Here is a 15,120-nt window from a genome sequence, read left to right as displayed (position 1 = left end):
GAGCAAAAGTGGTACCAAGTTCCTAAAACCAAACCCTTTTTCCATGTGGAGATAAAGGGTAAAGTTGTCGTCACACCTTTTATTGAAGGTGCTGATAACCCCACCACTGCAGCACGACGTTTAAATCGCCACCTTGCAGAGGTGATTTTCCCCCAAAACAATAACCAGAAATGACAAAACTATTGAAGTTATCGCCCCATAACGTCAAGTTGCAGCGAAGCGGAAAGTGAGTAAGTCCCCCATCCGTATAGATAACGATATGATTGGGGTGAGCGAACGTAGCCAACACCGCTGCAACTTTAAGTGGGGAAGTGTATATCAAAGTTTTGTTCAAAACGGCTAGAACATTATATAAGTAGGTTGAAGTGGAAATACTACACACAGAAATAAAACAGCTCATTATCGACGCACTAAATCTTGAAGATATCTCAGTTAACGATATCGAAACTGACGCACCACTTTTTGGTGATGGGTTAGGTTTAGATTCTATCGATGCTTTAGAGCTCGGTTTGGCCATTAAAAAGAAGTATAATATCGTCATTGACGCTGATGACTCCAATACTCGCCAACACTTTGCATCAGTGGCAAACTTAGCAAATTATATTTCATCTCAAACTAGCCACTAATAAATAGATAGCGTTATGACAGAAGTAAACCAACAACAAGTATTTGATCAAGTTAAAGAAGCTCTCGTTGAACTATTTGAAATTGATGAAGCCGATATTCAACCAGACGCTCACCTTTATCAAGATCTCGATCTCGACAGTATTGATGCTGTAGATCTTGTCGTTCACTTACAAAAAGTGACTGGCAAAAAAATCAAGCCTGAAGAGTTTAAAACCGTTCGCACCGTCAATGATGTGGTGGAATCGGTTATTGAACTTGTTAAGGAAAGCTAATGCGGCGATTGCTGACGATTTTGTCTGCAATCGTCCTGCTTACCTACCCACTCGCGGTCTACTTCGGAATTAATCAGTTTGGTTTGCAAGCTATAGGGGGTTTCTTAGCCGCTATTTTTGCTTTAAGAATTCTTTCTGGTTGGCAAGCCAAACTTCAAGAACTGAAGCAACTGGCTTGGATTAGTGGGTTCGTTGGTATCACTTTGGTGGCTTTGGGGATGCTCTTTCAGCAACATGGCTGGCTGCTGTTTTATCCTGTTGTGGTTAATGTATGTCTTTTGGCTCTTTTTGCCTTGAGCCTAACACAACCGCAAACAGTGATTGAACGGCTGGCGAGGCTGCAAGAGCCGGAACTTCCTCAAAGTGGCATTGAGTACACACGCACGGTCACTAAAGTGTGGTGCCTCTACTTCATCATGAATGGAGCCATCGCACTTTATACCTGCTTCCAATCTATCGAGATCTGGACGTTGTATAACGGATTGATCAGTTATCTCCTTGCTGGCAGCCTCTTTGTAACGGAATGGCTAGTAAGGCAAAGGATTCGCAAAGGCTAGGTACGCTATGACTTTCGGCAACCCCGATTTTTGCTCGCTTGCAACGTTACTCTCCTCACCAAGAAACGATTCGCATTGTGTTGCTTTTGACCTCAATAACACCATTAACTGGGCAAACTTTGTCGCCGATGTCAGCCAACTAAGCCGGCAATTAGCGTCGCGAAATGAACATCATATTGCACTGTGTGCTGGCGATAGCTATCGGTTCTCAGTCGGTTTTTTCGCCGTCTGTTACACGCAAAAATCATTAATTCTGCCCGGTAATTATCAACCTGCGGCACTGGCAGAACTGAGCCAACACTTTGAGTTATTGCTGTGTGATGAGGCAATAACAATACCCAATTCTACGCCAACTCTCTCTCTTAACCATTTAGCGCCACCCAACGACATGCGCGATGAAGCCGTTTGTTTTGCACCACTTTCATTAGAGACACAAACCGTGACGCTGTTTACGTCAGGCTCCAGCGGTCAGCCTAAGGCTATCATCAAAACACTGCGGCAGCTTGAAGCTGAAATCGCCATTTTAGAGCAGCTTTGGGGTGAACAGCTCATTGGTGCAAAAGTGGAAAGTACGGTTTCTCATCAACATATTTATGGGCTGCTATTTCGTGTGTTATGGCCACTGTGTGCAGGGCGAGCATTTGCCCGCCATAACTTGGAATTTCCAGAACAAGTGACCGCACATGCGCATCCGGACACTGTGCTGATTAGTAGCCCTGCGCTATTGAAACGCTTATCACAAGAGCATCAGCCAAGCCCAATGCGCACACTGTTTTCTTCCGGTGGCCCGCTTCCCTACTCTGCTTCTTGTCACGCAAAAACCCTGTTTGGGCAACGACCTATCGAAGTGTATGGCAGTACGGAAACTGGCGGCATCGCTTTTCGGCAACAGCACAGTGCAACGCAGCAATGGCAGCTTTTTCCTACTGTTGAAGCAAGACTTAACAGCGAGCACTGCTTAGCCTTGCGCTCTGCACATATTGATCCAAATCATTGGTATCAAACAGCCGATGAATGTGAGCTTTCCGACCAGCAGCACTTTACCTTGAAAGGTCGCACCGATCGCATCATCAAAATCGAAGAAAAACGGATCTCACTGGTTGAAGTGGAGCAGCGTATTGAACAACTGCCGTGGATCAGTGAAACAGCCGTGTTACCACAGCAAGACGGTGAACGTTTGATCTTAATCTCAGCGATTGTACTGTCAGCCAGCGGCACTAAAAAATTAGCTCAACTTGGAAAGGGGAAGTTCTGGCTGTTGCTGCGCTCTGAACTGCGCCAATGGTTAGAACCTATTGCTGTACCTCGACGCTTTAGAGTGGTAAAAGAGATCCCTCTCAACAGCCAAGGTAAGCGCCTTGTTGCTGAACTAGAAACACTATTCCAACCATAAAAATAACGAAGCCCAATAGATTATGGCCAAAAGAACACCCACATTATTATGTGCTGAAACTCAGCCTCACACGGTGAATTTGACGCTGCGCGTTGACGCCGACATTATTGATTTTTCAGGACACTTTGAGCATTTCCCATTGCTGCCAGGCGTTACCCAAATCGATTGGGCACTGCGCTATGCACGAGAATACTTATCTGTACCCACAAGCTTTCAAGGTATGGAAGTGATCAAATTCCAAGAACCTATCTTGCCAGACATGACCGTTCAACTGGCATTAAGTTGGGATGAGGAAAAACAGAAACTCGCGTTTAGTTATAGTTCGCAGCGTGAGGGTTTAAACATCATTCACTCATCAGGAAAAATGAAGTTGGGTGAAATCTGTGGCTGATTATCAAGCTTGTTTTTTAATTCCGTGCTACAACCACGGCAGCACAGTAGCAGAAGTGGTCTCATCACTCAGCGCATTTGAACTTCCCATTTTACTGGTTGATGATGGCAGCAATCAGCAAACAAAACAGGCGTTGAGCAACGTCGCCCAGCAAACACATGTTCACCTAATTACCCTAGAACAAAACCAAGGAAAAGGTGGCGCGGTAATGGCTGGCATTCGCCAAGCGCAGCAGTTGGGGTTTAGCCACGTCATCCAAATTGATGCCGATGGCCAACATGATTTACAAGCGCTGCCTAAATTACTGGCCGCGTCAAAGCAACATCCAAACCACCTAATTTCTGGTCAGCCGATTTACGATGACAGCGTACCCAAAGCGCGTTTATATGGCCGTTACGCAACGCATATTTGGGTTTGGATTGAAACGCTATCCTTTACGATCAAAGACAGTATGTGTGGTTTTCGCGCGTATCCTGTAGACCTCACCGTTGAGGTGCTCAATAACCATAAGATCGGCACGCGCATGGATTTCGATATCGAAATCTTAGTTCGCATGTATTGGCACGGGGTCGATATCGATTTTGTGGAAACTCGCGTCATTTATCCTGAAGGAGGCGTCTCTCATTTTGATGCTCTGTGGGATAACGTCAAAATCAGTTGGATGCACAGCAAATTATTTTTTGGCATGTTACCGCATATCCCTCAACTGCTGAAACGCAACCAAAGCAGGCACAACAAAAGTGGTGCAGAGCCAAACCCGCACTGGTCAAAGCGTCAAGAACGAGGAACGGTTCTGGGTATTAAAGCGTTACTGGCGGTATATAGCCTACTCGGGCGACCGATTTTTAACCTGATGCTGAAACTTGTAATGAGCTATTACTACCTTACCGGAAAACAAGCTCGCCAAGCCTCTGAACAATATTTACAGCACTTACAAAGCTACGCAAACCGTCGCCAAATCACACTGCCAAATCATCTCTCTAGCTATAACCATCTGCTCTCTTTTGGCCACACTATGCTGGATAAATTGGCGGCATGGAAAGGCGATTTTTCGGTAAAAAATTTGACCATCCATGGTCAAGAATCGTTCCAAACTTTAGCAGAACGAAAACAAGGTGTGCTTCTTTTAGGATCTCACCTTGGAAATATTGAACTGTGCCGCGCTCTGGGACGTCGGCATTCTCATATTAAGATCAATGCGTTAGTCTTCACCGAGCACGCCGAACGCTTCAATGCGGTAATGAAAGCGATCAATCCCAACTCAGAACTGAACCTCATCCAAGTGAGCCGTTTGGGCCCCGATACCGCTATTTTGCTTCAACAGAAAATAGAGCAAGGAGAATGGGTGGTGATCGTCGGAGATAGAACGTCCACCAGCAAAGAGACCCGAGCCGTATGGGCCGATTTTTTAGGCCAACCCGCACCGTTTCCACAAGGCCCTTTTATGTTGGCCTCGGTGTTGAAAGCTCCCGTCTACCTTTTGTTTGGCTTAAGAGATGAACGTTCTAAAACTCCACATTTTAACGTCTATTTCGAGCACTTTAGCGACAACATAGATTTACCGAGAAAAGAGCGACAAGCGGCGCTAGCGCAGGTAGTACAACGCTACGCTGATCGGCTGGAACATTACACACTGCAAGCTCCACTGCAGTGGTATAACTTTTTCAACTTTTGGACTCTAAGTAAACAGCAGCATGATGATTCAGACAGATAACCGCATAACTTTTGGCGTCGATCGCCTCACCATTGAAGATGTTGTCGCGATTTCGCAAGGCGCGCAGGCCAACCTCAATTCTTCAGCGGAATTCACCGCTAAAATTGATCGCGGCGTCGCTTTTCTAGAACGACTTTTAAAAGAAGAAGGCGTGATTTACGGCGTAACCACCGGCTATGGTGATTCATGTACCGTTGCCATTCCGCCGAATCTAGTAGACCAATTACCACTGCATTTGACTCGCTTTCACGGCTGTGGCTTAGGCGAGGTATTAAGCCATCAGCAATCTCGCGCAGTATTAGCAACGCGCTTGTGTTCACTAGCGCAAGGTGTCTCTGGTGTGAGCCATGAACTGCTTAACCAAATCGTCACCTTGATCAACCACGATATCGCCCCTCGTATTCCACAAGAAGGTTCGGTCGGGGCAAGCGGCGATTTAACGCCACTCTCCTACCTCGCGGCCACACTGATTGGTGAGCGCGACGTGCTTTATAAAGGTGAGATGCGCCCAACTCAAGATGTGTTTAACGAACTGGGTATTCGCCCGATCAAGCTAAAACCAAAAGAGGGATTAGCGCTGATGAACGGCACATCAGTCATGACTGCTTTGGCCTGTTTAGCCTATAAACGCGCCGAGTATTTAACTCAACTCTGCACCAAAATTACCGCCATGGTGTCTGTCGGTATTCAGGGTAACGACTTCCATTTTGATGCCGCACTATTTGCCGTCAAGCCGCATCCTGGTCAGCAACAAATCGCAGCATGGCTACGCGATGACTTACAAGCAGAGCGCCCACCTCGCAACAGTGATCGCCTGCAAGATCGCTATTCATTGCGCTGCGCACCCCATGTGATTGGCACCGTACAAGATGCACTGCCGTGGCTACGTCAACTGATTGAAAATGAGCTCAACAGTGCCAACGACAACCCCATCATCGATGGCGATAATGAACGCGTACTGCACGGCGGTCATTTTTACGGCGGCCACATTGCCATGGCAATGGATACCTTAAAAACACAGGTTGCTAACCTAGCCGATTTGCTCGATCGCCAAATGGCGCAATTGATGGATTACAAATTCAACAACGGTTTGCCGTTTAACTTAACTGGCGCAGAAGGCGAAAGAAAACCGATCAACCACGGCTTTAAAGCCGTGCAGATTGGCATTTCAGCGTGGACGGCCGAAGCCTTGAAACATACCATGCCTGCCAGCGTTTTTTCACGTTCGACTGAGTGTCACAACCAAGACAAAGTCAGCATGGGAACCATTGCCGCGCGTGATTGTCTACGTGTGCTTGAACTGACAGAACAAGTGGCGGCCGCCTCGCTGTTGGCAGCGACCCAAGCAATAGAATTGCGCAAACGTCATCATGAGCTGGATGAGCAACACATGAGTCACAATATCAAGCAGATGCGCTTAGCCGTGTTACAAGAGTTTGATTTTGTGGTGGAAGATCGTCCGCTAGAACATGATTTGCGCCACTTTATTAGCCGCATTCAACAACGCCACTGGACACTTTACTAGGAAGCGCGATGAGCGATGTACTTCATCCATTGGAAAGTGAGGTGACTTTAGTCACCTCGTTTCAAGATGCCGACCCAATGGGCGTTATCTACCACGGCAACTATTTTCGTTTTTTTGAAGAAGCACGCCGCGTGCTGATGGAAAAAATTGATTACAGCTATCACGCGATGACTCAGTCGGGCTACCTATGGCCGGTGATTGATACCCACGTGAAGTACGTGAAAGCGATCCCGTTCAACCATACGATTCGTGTCAAAGCGACCTTGACAGAATGGGAAAATCGCTTGCGTGTTGACTACATGATTTTTGATAGCCAGACCGGGCAACGAATGTGTAAAGCGCACACCACTCAAGTAGCGGTTCGCATCGACACGCAAGAGATGTGTTTCGCTTCACCAACGCTATTTACCGACAAAGTGCAGCACTGGCATACCTATGGGAAATTATGATGCGCCGTTTTCTCTGGCTAACTTTAGCTCTATTCTCGCCCCTACTCTGGGCACAGGTGACCGACCTTGCTTCACTGCAAGCGCAGTTGGCGAAACACCAGATCGTACGCGGAGAGTTTACTCAACTCCGCCATATTGAGATGTTCGAACAACCATTGTCGTCAGCCGGGAAATTCTTGCTCGATAAACAAAATGGCTTACTTTGGCAACAATACTCACCATTTCCAGTTAATTTGGTACTAACTCAAGACAAGCTTCGCCAAACTTTTGCTAACCAACCACCACAGGTGATTACCGAAAAAGAGAACCCAATGGCGTTTTATTTCAGCCATCTCTTTTTGTCGGTATTTCATGGTGACACGCAGCAATTGAATGAACAATTTACGATGACGCTGCACAGCGAAGATGGTCAGTGGCAGTTAAATTTAACGCCGAGAAATGCGCCACTGAGCTCGGTGTTTACCTCGATAACATTAACGGGGCGAGATGACATTGATGGTTTGATCCTGCAAGAAGTACGAGGCGACAAAACCGAGATTCAGTTTACTAACCAAAACCACCAGCCAGAGCGTTTAACCCATGCTGAGCAAGCACAGTTTAACTTCTAAATCGAACCGGCTGGCATTGTTCTGGTTGGCTTTTGTGACCCTTTGTCTTGGCTTACTACTCAAGCAGTGGTTCTTTTCAGCAGCCTCACCGATCGAGACAGATATCCTTAAGCTACTGCCGGTCAACCAGCAAAGTGTGCTCGCCGAGCAAGCGTTTGAAAAAGTCACTGCCAGTATGAGCGATAAGGTGGTCTTTATTGTCACTGCGCCCAATGAGGCTGACCGACTCAAATCCGTTACAGCGCTAGAAAGCGAGCTCAAGCAGAGTGGCTATTTCAAGGATGTGGTTGGAAAAATCGATGCCACTCAACAGAGCACTTGGGCCAGTTACTACTTTCAACATCGAGCACAACTGCTCACCAGCGAGCAACGCAATCAGCTCAGTCAACATCCCGAACAACAAGTGCAAACCGTGGTGCAAGCCCTATATAACCCTTTTTCTGGGGTAACAGGGCAAGAGCTCAGTCATGACCCTTTTCTGCTATTTCGCGACTACTTAGCGCAACTTAGCCAGCTATCGTCTCATTTTCGTTTGCAAGATGGATACTTAACCCGCGAGTATCAAGGCCAAAAATACGTGCTGATCACCGCGCAGCTCAACGACTCACCATACAGTGTCAAAGCGCAACAAGTGGTGCCCGATATTGCTCAATGGCAACAACGCATCAAGCAACAATTTAGTGCGGACATTTATCACACTGGTGTTTTATTTTACGCCGATTTTGGTACTCAAAGTGCCAAGTCAGAAATCAGCACTATTGGCCTTTTCTCATTACTCGGCATTGTGCTGTTGGTGATGCTGGTTTTTCGCAGTGCCATGCCTTTACTGTTGGCACTGCTCTCGGTATCCGTTGGGTTAGTGGTTGCCATGGTGATCACCACCGCGTTTTTTGGTCAGATCCATCTGTTTAGCTTAGTGTTTGGGGCCAGCCTGATTGGCGTTTCAATCGACTACGCCTTTCACTACCTGACCGATCGCCTTGCCGCAAATGAACAATGGGACAGCGTGCAAGGACTAAAGCATATTCTGACGGCCATTACCTTAGGGTTAATCACCAGTTTAATTGGCTATCTCGGTCTACTGGTCGCCCCTTTCCCCGGCTTACAACAGCTAGCGCTATTTTCCGCCTTAGGTCTCGTTGCCGCTTACGCGACGGTCGTGGCTTGGTATCCGATGTTGGCCAAAAAACCAAGTTCATCGAGAACGCTTCCCGGCATCACTTATTGGTCTTTATGGTTTGCGCTTTGGCAAAAGCCATGGGTTAAATGGGGCCTACCCACGGCGTTATTGATCATCAGCAGTCTTGCCCTGACGCAAGTGCACTACAACGATGACATTCGACAATTACAAGCCATGCCTAGCGACTTGAAACAGCAAGAGCTGCAAATCAGCGCCTTGACTGGTATCCAATCATCACAGCAAATGTTGGTCGTCAGTGCCAACGATGATGAAGCATTAATGCAGCAGTTAGAAAAATTAGATACGCAATTTTCACAATGGCAACAACAAGGCGTACTTTCTGGCTACCAAAGTTTAAGCCAAAACATCAGCTCGCTTAAGCGTCAGCAAGAAAACTACGCACTGGTTGAAGCACTGTACGCAAACCAAGGCGCAGTACTGGCTCACACGCTGAAACTATCTTCGACTCCTAAACTGGAAGCGTCATTTTTGTCCATGACACTGGCGCATTATTTAGCCCATGATGTTTCCCAGCCGCTGCGATTTCTTTATTTAGGTGAAGTTGAGCAAAAAGTGGCGGCGGTAGTGCTGTTGAAAGAGGTTTACCAAGCAGCAGTAATTAAGCAGTTTGCGGCGCAAAATAGCGACTACGCCTATTTGAATAAAACCGAAGAGATCTCAACCCTGTTTGGGCAGTATCGCCTTAAAGTGATGGAGTTAATTGCGCTGGCTCTTACCTTGATCAGCGCTCTCACTATTTGGCGCTACGGCGTGAAACACAGCATTCGCATTATGTTACCTTCGCTTATTGCTTGCATCGCTGGGTTAGCCGTCACCGTCGCAACAGGCTCTACGCTCAATTTATTCAATCTATTAGCACTGGTATTAGTGATAGGTATCGGTATTGATTACACGCTCTTTTTTGCCGAACAAGCCCGCAGTCACAGTACCTTGCTTGCCATAACCCTTTCGGCACTAACGACTTTGCTCTCGTTTGGTCTGCTTGCTCTTAGCCAAACTCACGCCATCCACAGTTTTGGTTTGACGGTACTGAGCGGCATTTTCGTTGCTTGGTTGCTTTCACCAATGGCGATCAAATCACAACCTGCCGCCATGAAAGCGCATGAGGAAAAACTATGATGTTGAGAATACGCCGTGCGCTGCCCTTGCTGTTACTGATGTTGTCTGGCTGCTCTTTAGTGCCAAACCAAGCCTCCACACAGGTAGAAATTAGCCCCAACACATTCGTTACTCTGCCCAAACCTGCGCAACTTGGGTACCAAGTCACGGCAAGTCAGTTGATCAGCGCCCATTGGCAAGATGATAACGGCCAGCACAACCAACAGCTTCCGGTCCAGTTGCAGGTGACCGATGACAAGATTGTGCTGGCAGGGTTTTCATCTTGGGGAACGAGGATTTTATCGCTCAATTATCAGCAAGATACTATTGAGACCAGCGTGCTCAATGGCTTGGAAAACACCTTGCCGAAGCCCGAACAGATACTCTTTAACCTGATGATCACGCTCTGGCCGCGAAATGCTTGGGAAGCCTCGTTAAATAAGGTAAAGTGGCAAATCATTGATGATGAGAATAGACGAACACTCATCAATGAACTGGGTGAAACAGTGATTGTTATTGATTATCAACATCCCTTCTCGATGAAGGGCGATATTCGCTTCCACAATCAATTATTGAATTACACCATTACGATTACAACGCTCAGTGCCCAGCACCCTTTGCCGCCCACACAACCGTAGATAGCTATCATGAACTCATCCACGACTTCTCCTATTGATTCTCGCTCACCTATTTATGTCCAAGACTGCGGTTTTCACTGCGCGATGGGGAGTGACTCGTCGCACATTCACCAAAGTTTAGCTCAGGGCTATTGTGACAACATGGTGGCTGACGGCACGTCGCTCAATACTGGCACCGCAACCATCGTAGGCCGAGTGAGTGAGCCACTACCAGAAATCCCAGCACATCTAAGTGCGTTCAATACGCGTAACAACCAACTGGCTTTATCGGCACTGCAACAAATCGAACCAAGTGTCCGCCACGCGATTGCCACCTATGGTGCAGATCGCATCGCAGTGGTGGTTGGCACGAGCACGTCCGGCATTGCTGATGGCGAAAACGCACTCACCCACAAGTTAGAGCAGGGCGAATTCCCAAGCGACTACCACTACTACAAACAGGAATTAGGCAATTGCAGTGATTTTATCGCGCGCTATTTTTCAATAAGCGGCCCCTGCTACGCCATTTCGACCGCCTGTTCGTCCAGTGGCCGCGTCTTTATCACCGCAAAAAGAATGCTTAATGCTGGGTTGGTTGATGCGGTGATTGTCGGTGGTGCCGATACTTTGTGCCGCTTAACACTCAATGGTTTTAACGGTTTAGAGGCGCTGTCTCAACGTTTATGTAAACCGTTTGATGCACAGCGCGATGGCATCAACATTGGTGAATCTGCCGCTTTTATGCTGTTGGGTAAAACGCCGTCTCAGCAACACACTCATACTATTGCGCTATTGGGTGCAGGCGACAGCTCCGATGCTTACCATATTTCTGCACCCCACCCAGATGGAAACGGTGCAGAACAGGCAATGCGTAACGCGCTGCAAGATGCCAAATTAACCGCCAGTGATATCGGCTATATCAACGCTCACGGCACCGCAACACCGCTCAATGATAGCATGGAAAGTAAAGCGATTTCCCGCGTTTTTGGCCAGCACGTTGCGGTGAGTTCAACCAAACCACTCACTGGACACACGCTCGGCGCGGCCAGTGCAACCGAAGCCGCCATTGCTTGGCACATACTGCAATACCAATTGCCTTTGCCCATTCAGCGCTGTGCTAACAAAGCGCCAGACATCGATATTACGCTAGTGGAAACCACTCAATATTTAGAAAACAAGGCCATTTTAAGCAACTCCTTTGCTTTTGGTGGCAACAATATTAGCCTCATTTTTGGTTACGTTAATGACAAAGCTTCCTGCAATTGATCAACTGCTGCCTCATCAAGCGCCGATGATTTTGATTGACCGCGCGCTTGAGGTACAGAGCGAATCTATCCACTGCCAAGTGGATATTGAATCGCACCACCTGTTTTTTGACCCGGCGACACAAAGCATACCGGCCTATGTCGGTATCGAGTTTATGGCACAAGCCATTGCCGCGTGGTCTGGGTATCACTCACTTGTCCAAGGCATTCAACCGCCGATTGGCTTTCTGCTCGGCAGTCGCCGTTATCGAGCGCGGTGCGATGCATTCCTGAAAGGGCAAACGCTCGATATCTACGCTGAACAGCTAATGCAAGACAATGGCATGGCTGTGTTTAAGACAAGAATCGAGCACCAACACCAGCTTTTGGCCGAATGCCAATTAAATGTGTATGTGCCATCAGAACAAAAATTAGAAGAAATGAAAATGAGGAGTCAAGCATGACCCGACACGTATTAGTGACTGGTGCGAGTAAAGGCATAGGCAAAGCGATTGCGATTGCGCTCGCCAAAGATGGTTTTGCCATTGCCGTCCATTACATGGGCGACCAGCAAGGTGCCCTGCAAACACTAGCGACCATCGAGCAAAACGGTGGTTCAGGCCGACTGATTCAATTTGACATCAGCAACCGAGCTCAGTGTCGCGAAGTATTAGAAGCCGATATTGCTCTACATGGCGCTTATTACGGCGTGGTCAATAACGCGGGCATTACTCGTGACACAGCGTTTCCTGCCATGACAGAACAAGAATGGGATGGTGTAATTCACACCAATTTAGACAGCTTTTATAACGTCCTCCACCCTTGTGTGATGCCAATGGTGCAAAAACGCCAAGGTGGGCGCATTGTGACTTTAGCATCGGTGTCGGGCATCACAGGCAACCGGGGCCAAACCAATTACAGCGCCGCTAAAGCTGGCGTGATTGGCGCGACCAAATCGCTCGCGCTTGAACTGGCTAAGCGCAAAATCACCGTCAACTGTGTTGCTCCAGGTTTAATCGATACAGGCATGGTGGATGAGCACGTCAAAGAGCACGCACTGCCACAAGTTCCTTTACGCCGCATGGGTGAACCTGAAGAAGTTGCAGGCCTTGTGAGCTATTTAATGTCTGATATTGCTGCTTATGTCACTCGCCAAGTTATCTCGGTTAATGGAGGCTTAGTATGACCCGCCGCGTTGTCGTTACAGGCATGTCCGGCGTGACTGCTTTTGGTAATGACTGGTCCAGTATTGAGCCAAAACTCAGAGCTTGTGAAAATGCCACTCAATATATGCCCTCCTATGAGCAGTATGAGGGTTTAAACACTAAACTCGCCGCGCCAATAATGGGCTTTACACTGCCTAGCCACTACAAACGTAAGCAAGTCCGAGGTATGGGCCGCGTGTCACAACTGGCGACCGTTGCCACCGAAAATGCGCTGCTGCAAGCAGGCTTAATTGGTCATGAAGTGCTGACGAATGGCCAAACCGGTATCGCTTATGGTTCATCAACAGGCAGTACCGATGCCATCGGTGCGTTTGGTGTCATGCTCAACGAAAAAACCACTCGAGCCATTACCGCCACCACTTATGTGCAGATGATGCCTCACACTGCCGCGGTGAACGTAGGCCTATTTTTCGGGCTCAAAGGCCGCGTCATTCCAACCAGTAGCGCCTGCACGTCTGGTAGCCAAGCCATCGGTTACGCGTACGAAGCGATCAAACACGGCTACCAAACCGTAATGGTGGCGGGCGGTGGTGAAGAGCTCTGCCCTACCGAATCGGCCGTATTTGATACCTTATTTGCCACTAGCCTCAAAAACGACCAGCCAAAAACCACCCCCCGCCCGTATGATATTCAGCGTGATGGTTTAGTGATTGGTGAAGGTGCAGGAACTTTAGTGCTTGAAGAGTATCAACACGCCATCGCACGCGGTGCCGTCATTCACGCAGAAATCATCGGTTTTGCCAGCAACTGCGATGCCGCCCATGTCACTCAACCACAAATGGACACCATGCAAATCTGCATGGAGATGGCGCTGCGTGATGCCAAGTTAAGTGCAGATAAAATTGACTATGTTTCGGCTCACGGCACGGCGACCGACCGGGGAGACATAGCCGAAAGTCACGCCACCGCAAACGCGTTGGGTAAAGTGCCGATCAGCTCGTTGAAAAGTTATTTTGGTCACACATTGGGCGCATGTGGTGCGGTTGAAGCTTGGTTGGGTTTAGAAATGATGCGCAGCGGTTGGTTTAATCCAACCCTTAACCTAGATAACATCGACCCGCAATGTGGCGATCTTGATTACATTACAGGCACAGGACGTGAGCTGGATGCGCAATATCTAATGAGCAATAACTTTGCTTTTGGTGGCATCAACACCTCGATTATTTTTAAGAAATTCAGCGAATAATCCCATAAAAAGCCGTTGCCCACACAACGTCTTTTTTTACGAGTTTATTTATCCGGCATTTGCCTCTTAAATATTGGTCGCCTGCCAAATACTCACCAGCAATCAGCCAATACTTTTCGCAAGTACTTCGAGGATTTGCGGTCTGAAAATAAAAAACACCGCGCCAAGCAAACAGAGCCCTGCCCACACAAAATCAAGCCTGAAAGGCTCTTTCATGTAGATCAATGCAAAAGGCACAAATACCGATAAGGTGATCACTTCTTGCAATATTTTCAATTGGCCAAGGTTTAATACCGTATAGCCAATCCGGTTAGCGGGTACTTGGAAGAGATATTCAAACAGGGCAATTCCCCAACTGACCAACGCTGCAATAATCCACGGTTTGTGGCTGAGATCTTTTAAGTGAGCGTACCAAGCAAAGGTCATAAATACGTTGCTGATCAACAAAAGCCCAATAGTCATCACGACGGGAGGAAGGGTGAACATTAAGACAAACTCCAAAATAATCAAACACGAACTGAACTCACAAACGAGCAGAGTCTGCGCTCAACGTTTCCCTTCGTCAATATTATTGATGAGCGCTAAGCTGCCCAGAATACGAACCAATTCAGCCAACACAACAACTGACTTGGTTTTGCCACTATCACTCAAAGTTAATACTCATACACATTCTGTTAATGGAAATTAACGATATATTTTCTCCCGAAAGATCAGCCTAACTAAAAGGATGGTTTATTCAAAATACTATCCAGTTCTGCTCTAATAAAAGCTGATATTTCGGCTAGCTTTCTCGGGAGTGGATTTTGGTAAGGGTAGGCAATATAGATCGATCTTTCCGTATCGAAAGTTTCGATAACATGGATGTTGTTTATGTAGCTACCTTTCATGAGATAATTTGGAATAACACCCACACCTACGCCTCTAGAAACAAAATTCATTAGAATAGACGTATTGTCAACTTCAATGACATCACTGTAATCCTTCTTTATTAACTCTTTACTCGAATGTTTTT

17 protein-coding genes and 1 pseudogene are annotated in these 15,120 nt (G+C 47.4%); 16 read left to right on the top strand and 2 right to left on the bottom strand.

The window, feature by feature from the left end; all coding sequences use genetic code 11:
• The 16 genes and pseudogenes from B9J84_RS07160 to B9J84_RS07085 all read left to right on the top strand — a co-directional run.
• Positions 1–174: pseudogene (locus tag B9J84_RS07160) on the top strand (1-acyl-sn-glycerol-3-phosphate acyltransferase); the annotation flags it as partial.
• Positions 175–365: 191 nt separating this feature from the next.
• The gene (locus B9J84_RS07155) at positions 366–626 is read left to right on the top strand and encodes a phosphopantetheine-binding protein (RefSeq protein ID WP_019282451.1); all 261 of its coding nucleotides are present in this window, start codon (positions 366–368) and stop codon (positions 624–626) included.
• Between the two features lie 15 nt (positions 627–641).
• The gene (locus B9J84_RS07150; RefSeq protein WP_013856486.1) at positions 642–899 is read left to right on the top strand and encodes an acyl carrier protein; all 258 of its coding nucleotides are present in this window, start codon (positions 642–644) and stop codon (positions 897–899) included.
• Entirely contained in the window at positions 899–1,456 is a 558-nt protein-coding gene (locus B9J84_RS07145) for a septation protein IspZ (protein ID WP_094123849.1), read from the top strand. The genes B9J84_RS07150 and B9J84_RS07145 overlap by 1 nt, the downstream gene beginning before the upstream one ends.
• A gap of 7 nt (positions 1,457–1,463) precedes the next feature.
• Positions 1,464–2,849 carry an AMP-binding protein gene (locus tag B9J84_RS07140; RefSeq protein WP_094123848.1) on the top strand — a complete coding sequence of 462 codons (1,386 nt, stop codon included), beginning with the start codon at positions 1,464–1,466 and terminating at the stop codon, positions 2,847–2,849.
• Positions 2,850–2,871: 22 nt separating this feature from the next.
• Complete coding sequence (locus tag B9J84_RS07135; protein WP_064625607.1) at positions 2,872–3,240, top strand: hypothetical protein; 369 nt, start codon at positions 2,872–2,874, stop codon at positions 3,238–3,240.
• Complete coding sequence (locus B9J84_RS07130) at positions 3,224–4,954, top strand: glycosyltransferase (protein WP_094123847.1); 1,731 nt, start codon at positions 3,224–3,226, stop codon at positions 4,952–4,954. The genes B9J84_RS07135 and B9J84_RS07130 overlap by 17 nt, the downstream gene beginning before the upstream one ends.
• Complete coding sequence (hutH, locus tag B9J84_RS07125) at positions 4,935–6,479, top strand: histidine ammonia-lyase (protein WP_013856481.1); 1,545 nt, start codon at positions 4,935–4,937, stop codon at positions 6,477–6,479. Before B9J84_RS07130 ends, hutH begins: the two co-directional genes overlap by 20 nt.
• 8 nt (positions 6,480–6,487) lie before the next feature.
• The gene (locus tag B9J84_RS07120) at positions 6,488–6,928 is read left to right on the top strand and encodes a thioesterase family protein (RefSeq protein ID WP_017050416.1); all 441 of its coding nucleotides are present in this window, start codon (positions 6,488–6,490) and stop codon (positions 6,926–6,928) included.
• Positions 6,925–7,536, top strand: coding sequence for an outer membrane lipoprotein carrier protein LolA (locus B9J84_RS07115; protein ID WP_017045141.1), 612 nt, complete (start codon positions 6,925–6,927; stop codon positions 7,534–7,536). The genes B9J84_RS07120 and B9J84_RS07115 overlap by 4 nt, the downstream gene beginning before the upstream one ends.
• Complete coding sequence (locus tag B9J84_RS07110; RefSeq protein WP_094123846.1) at positions 7,508–9,856, top strand: MMPL family transporter; 2,349 nt, start codon at positions 7,508–7,510, stop codon at positions 9,854–9,856. The genes B9J84_RS07115 and B9J84_RS07110 overlap by 29 nt, the downstream gene beginning before the upstream one ends.
• A complete protein-coding gene (locus B9J84_RS07105; RefSeq protein ID WP_094123845.1) occupies positions 9,853–10,473 on the top strand; it encodes a DUF3261 domain-containing protein in 621 nt (206 codons plus the stop codon). The genes B9J84_RS07110 and B9J84_RS07105 overlap by 4 nt, the downstream gene beginning before the upstream one ends.
• Positions 10,474–10,482: 9 nt before the next feature.
• Positions 10,483–11,718 carry a beta-ketoacyl-[acyl-carrier-protein] synthase family protein gene (locus B9J84_RS07100; RefSeq protein WP_094123844.1) on the top strand — a complete coding sequence of 412 codons (1,236 nt, stop codon included), beginning with the start codon at positions 10,483–10,485 and terminating at the stop codon, positions 11,716–11,718.
• Positions 11,696–12,160, top strand: a complete 465-nt coding sequence (locus B9J84_RS07095) for a hotdog family protein (protein WP_094123843.1) — start codon at positions 11,696–11,698, stop codon at positions 12,158–12,160. The genes B9J84_RS07100 and B9J84_RS07095 overlap by 23 nt, the downstream gene beginning before the upstream one ends.
• The gene (locus tag B9J84_RS07090; protein WP_017045136.1) at positions 12,157–12,882 is read left to right on the top strand and encodes a 3-ketoacyl-ACP reductase FabG2; all 726 of its coding nucleotides are present in this window, start codon (positions 12,157–12,159) and stop codon (positions 12,880–12,882) included. Before B9J84_RS07095 ends, B9J84_RS07090 begins: the two co-directional genes overlap by 4 nt.
• Entirely contained in the window at positions 12,879–14,108 is a 1,230-nt protein-coding gene (locus tag B9J84_RS07085) for a beta-ketoacyl-ACP synthase (protein WP_094123842.1), read from the top strand. Before B9J84_RS07090 ends, B9J84_RS07085 begins: the two co-directional genes overlap by 4 nt.
• A 102-nt stretch (positions 14,109–14,210) precedes the next feature.
• On the opposite strand, the gene B9J84_RS07080 is transcribed toward B9J84_RS07085, so the two are convergent.
• Both B9J84_RS07080 and B9J84_RS07075 read right to left on the bottom strand, forming a co-directional pair.
• The gene (locus tag B9J84_RS07080) at positions 14,211–14,594 is read right to left on the bottom strand and encodes a DMT family protein (RefSeq protein ID WP_017045134.1); all 384 of its coding nucleotides are present in this window, start codon (positions 14,592–14,594) and stop codon (positions 14,211–14,213) included.
• Positions 14,595–14,827: 233 nt separating this feature from the next.
• A partial coding sequence (locus tag B9J84_RS07075; RefSeq protein ID WP_404206512.1) for a LysR substrate-binding domain-containing protein occupies positions 14,828–15,120 on the bottom strand: 293 nt, incomplete at its 5' end.

Source organism: Vibrio sp. V03_P4A6T147 (assembly GCF_002241085.1).
Classification (GTDB): Bacteria; Pseudomonadota; Gammaproteobacteria; order Enterobacterales; family Vibrionaceae; genus Vibrio; species Vibrio anguillarum.
The sequence above is the reverse complement of the archived record's forward strand: the minus strand, read 5'-3'. Positions and strand labels throughout refer to the sequence as shown.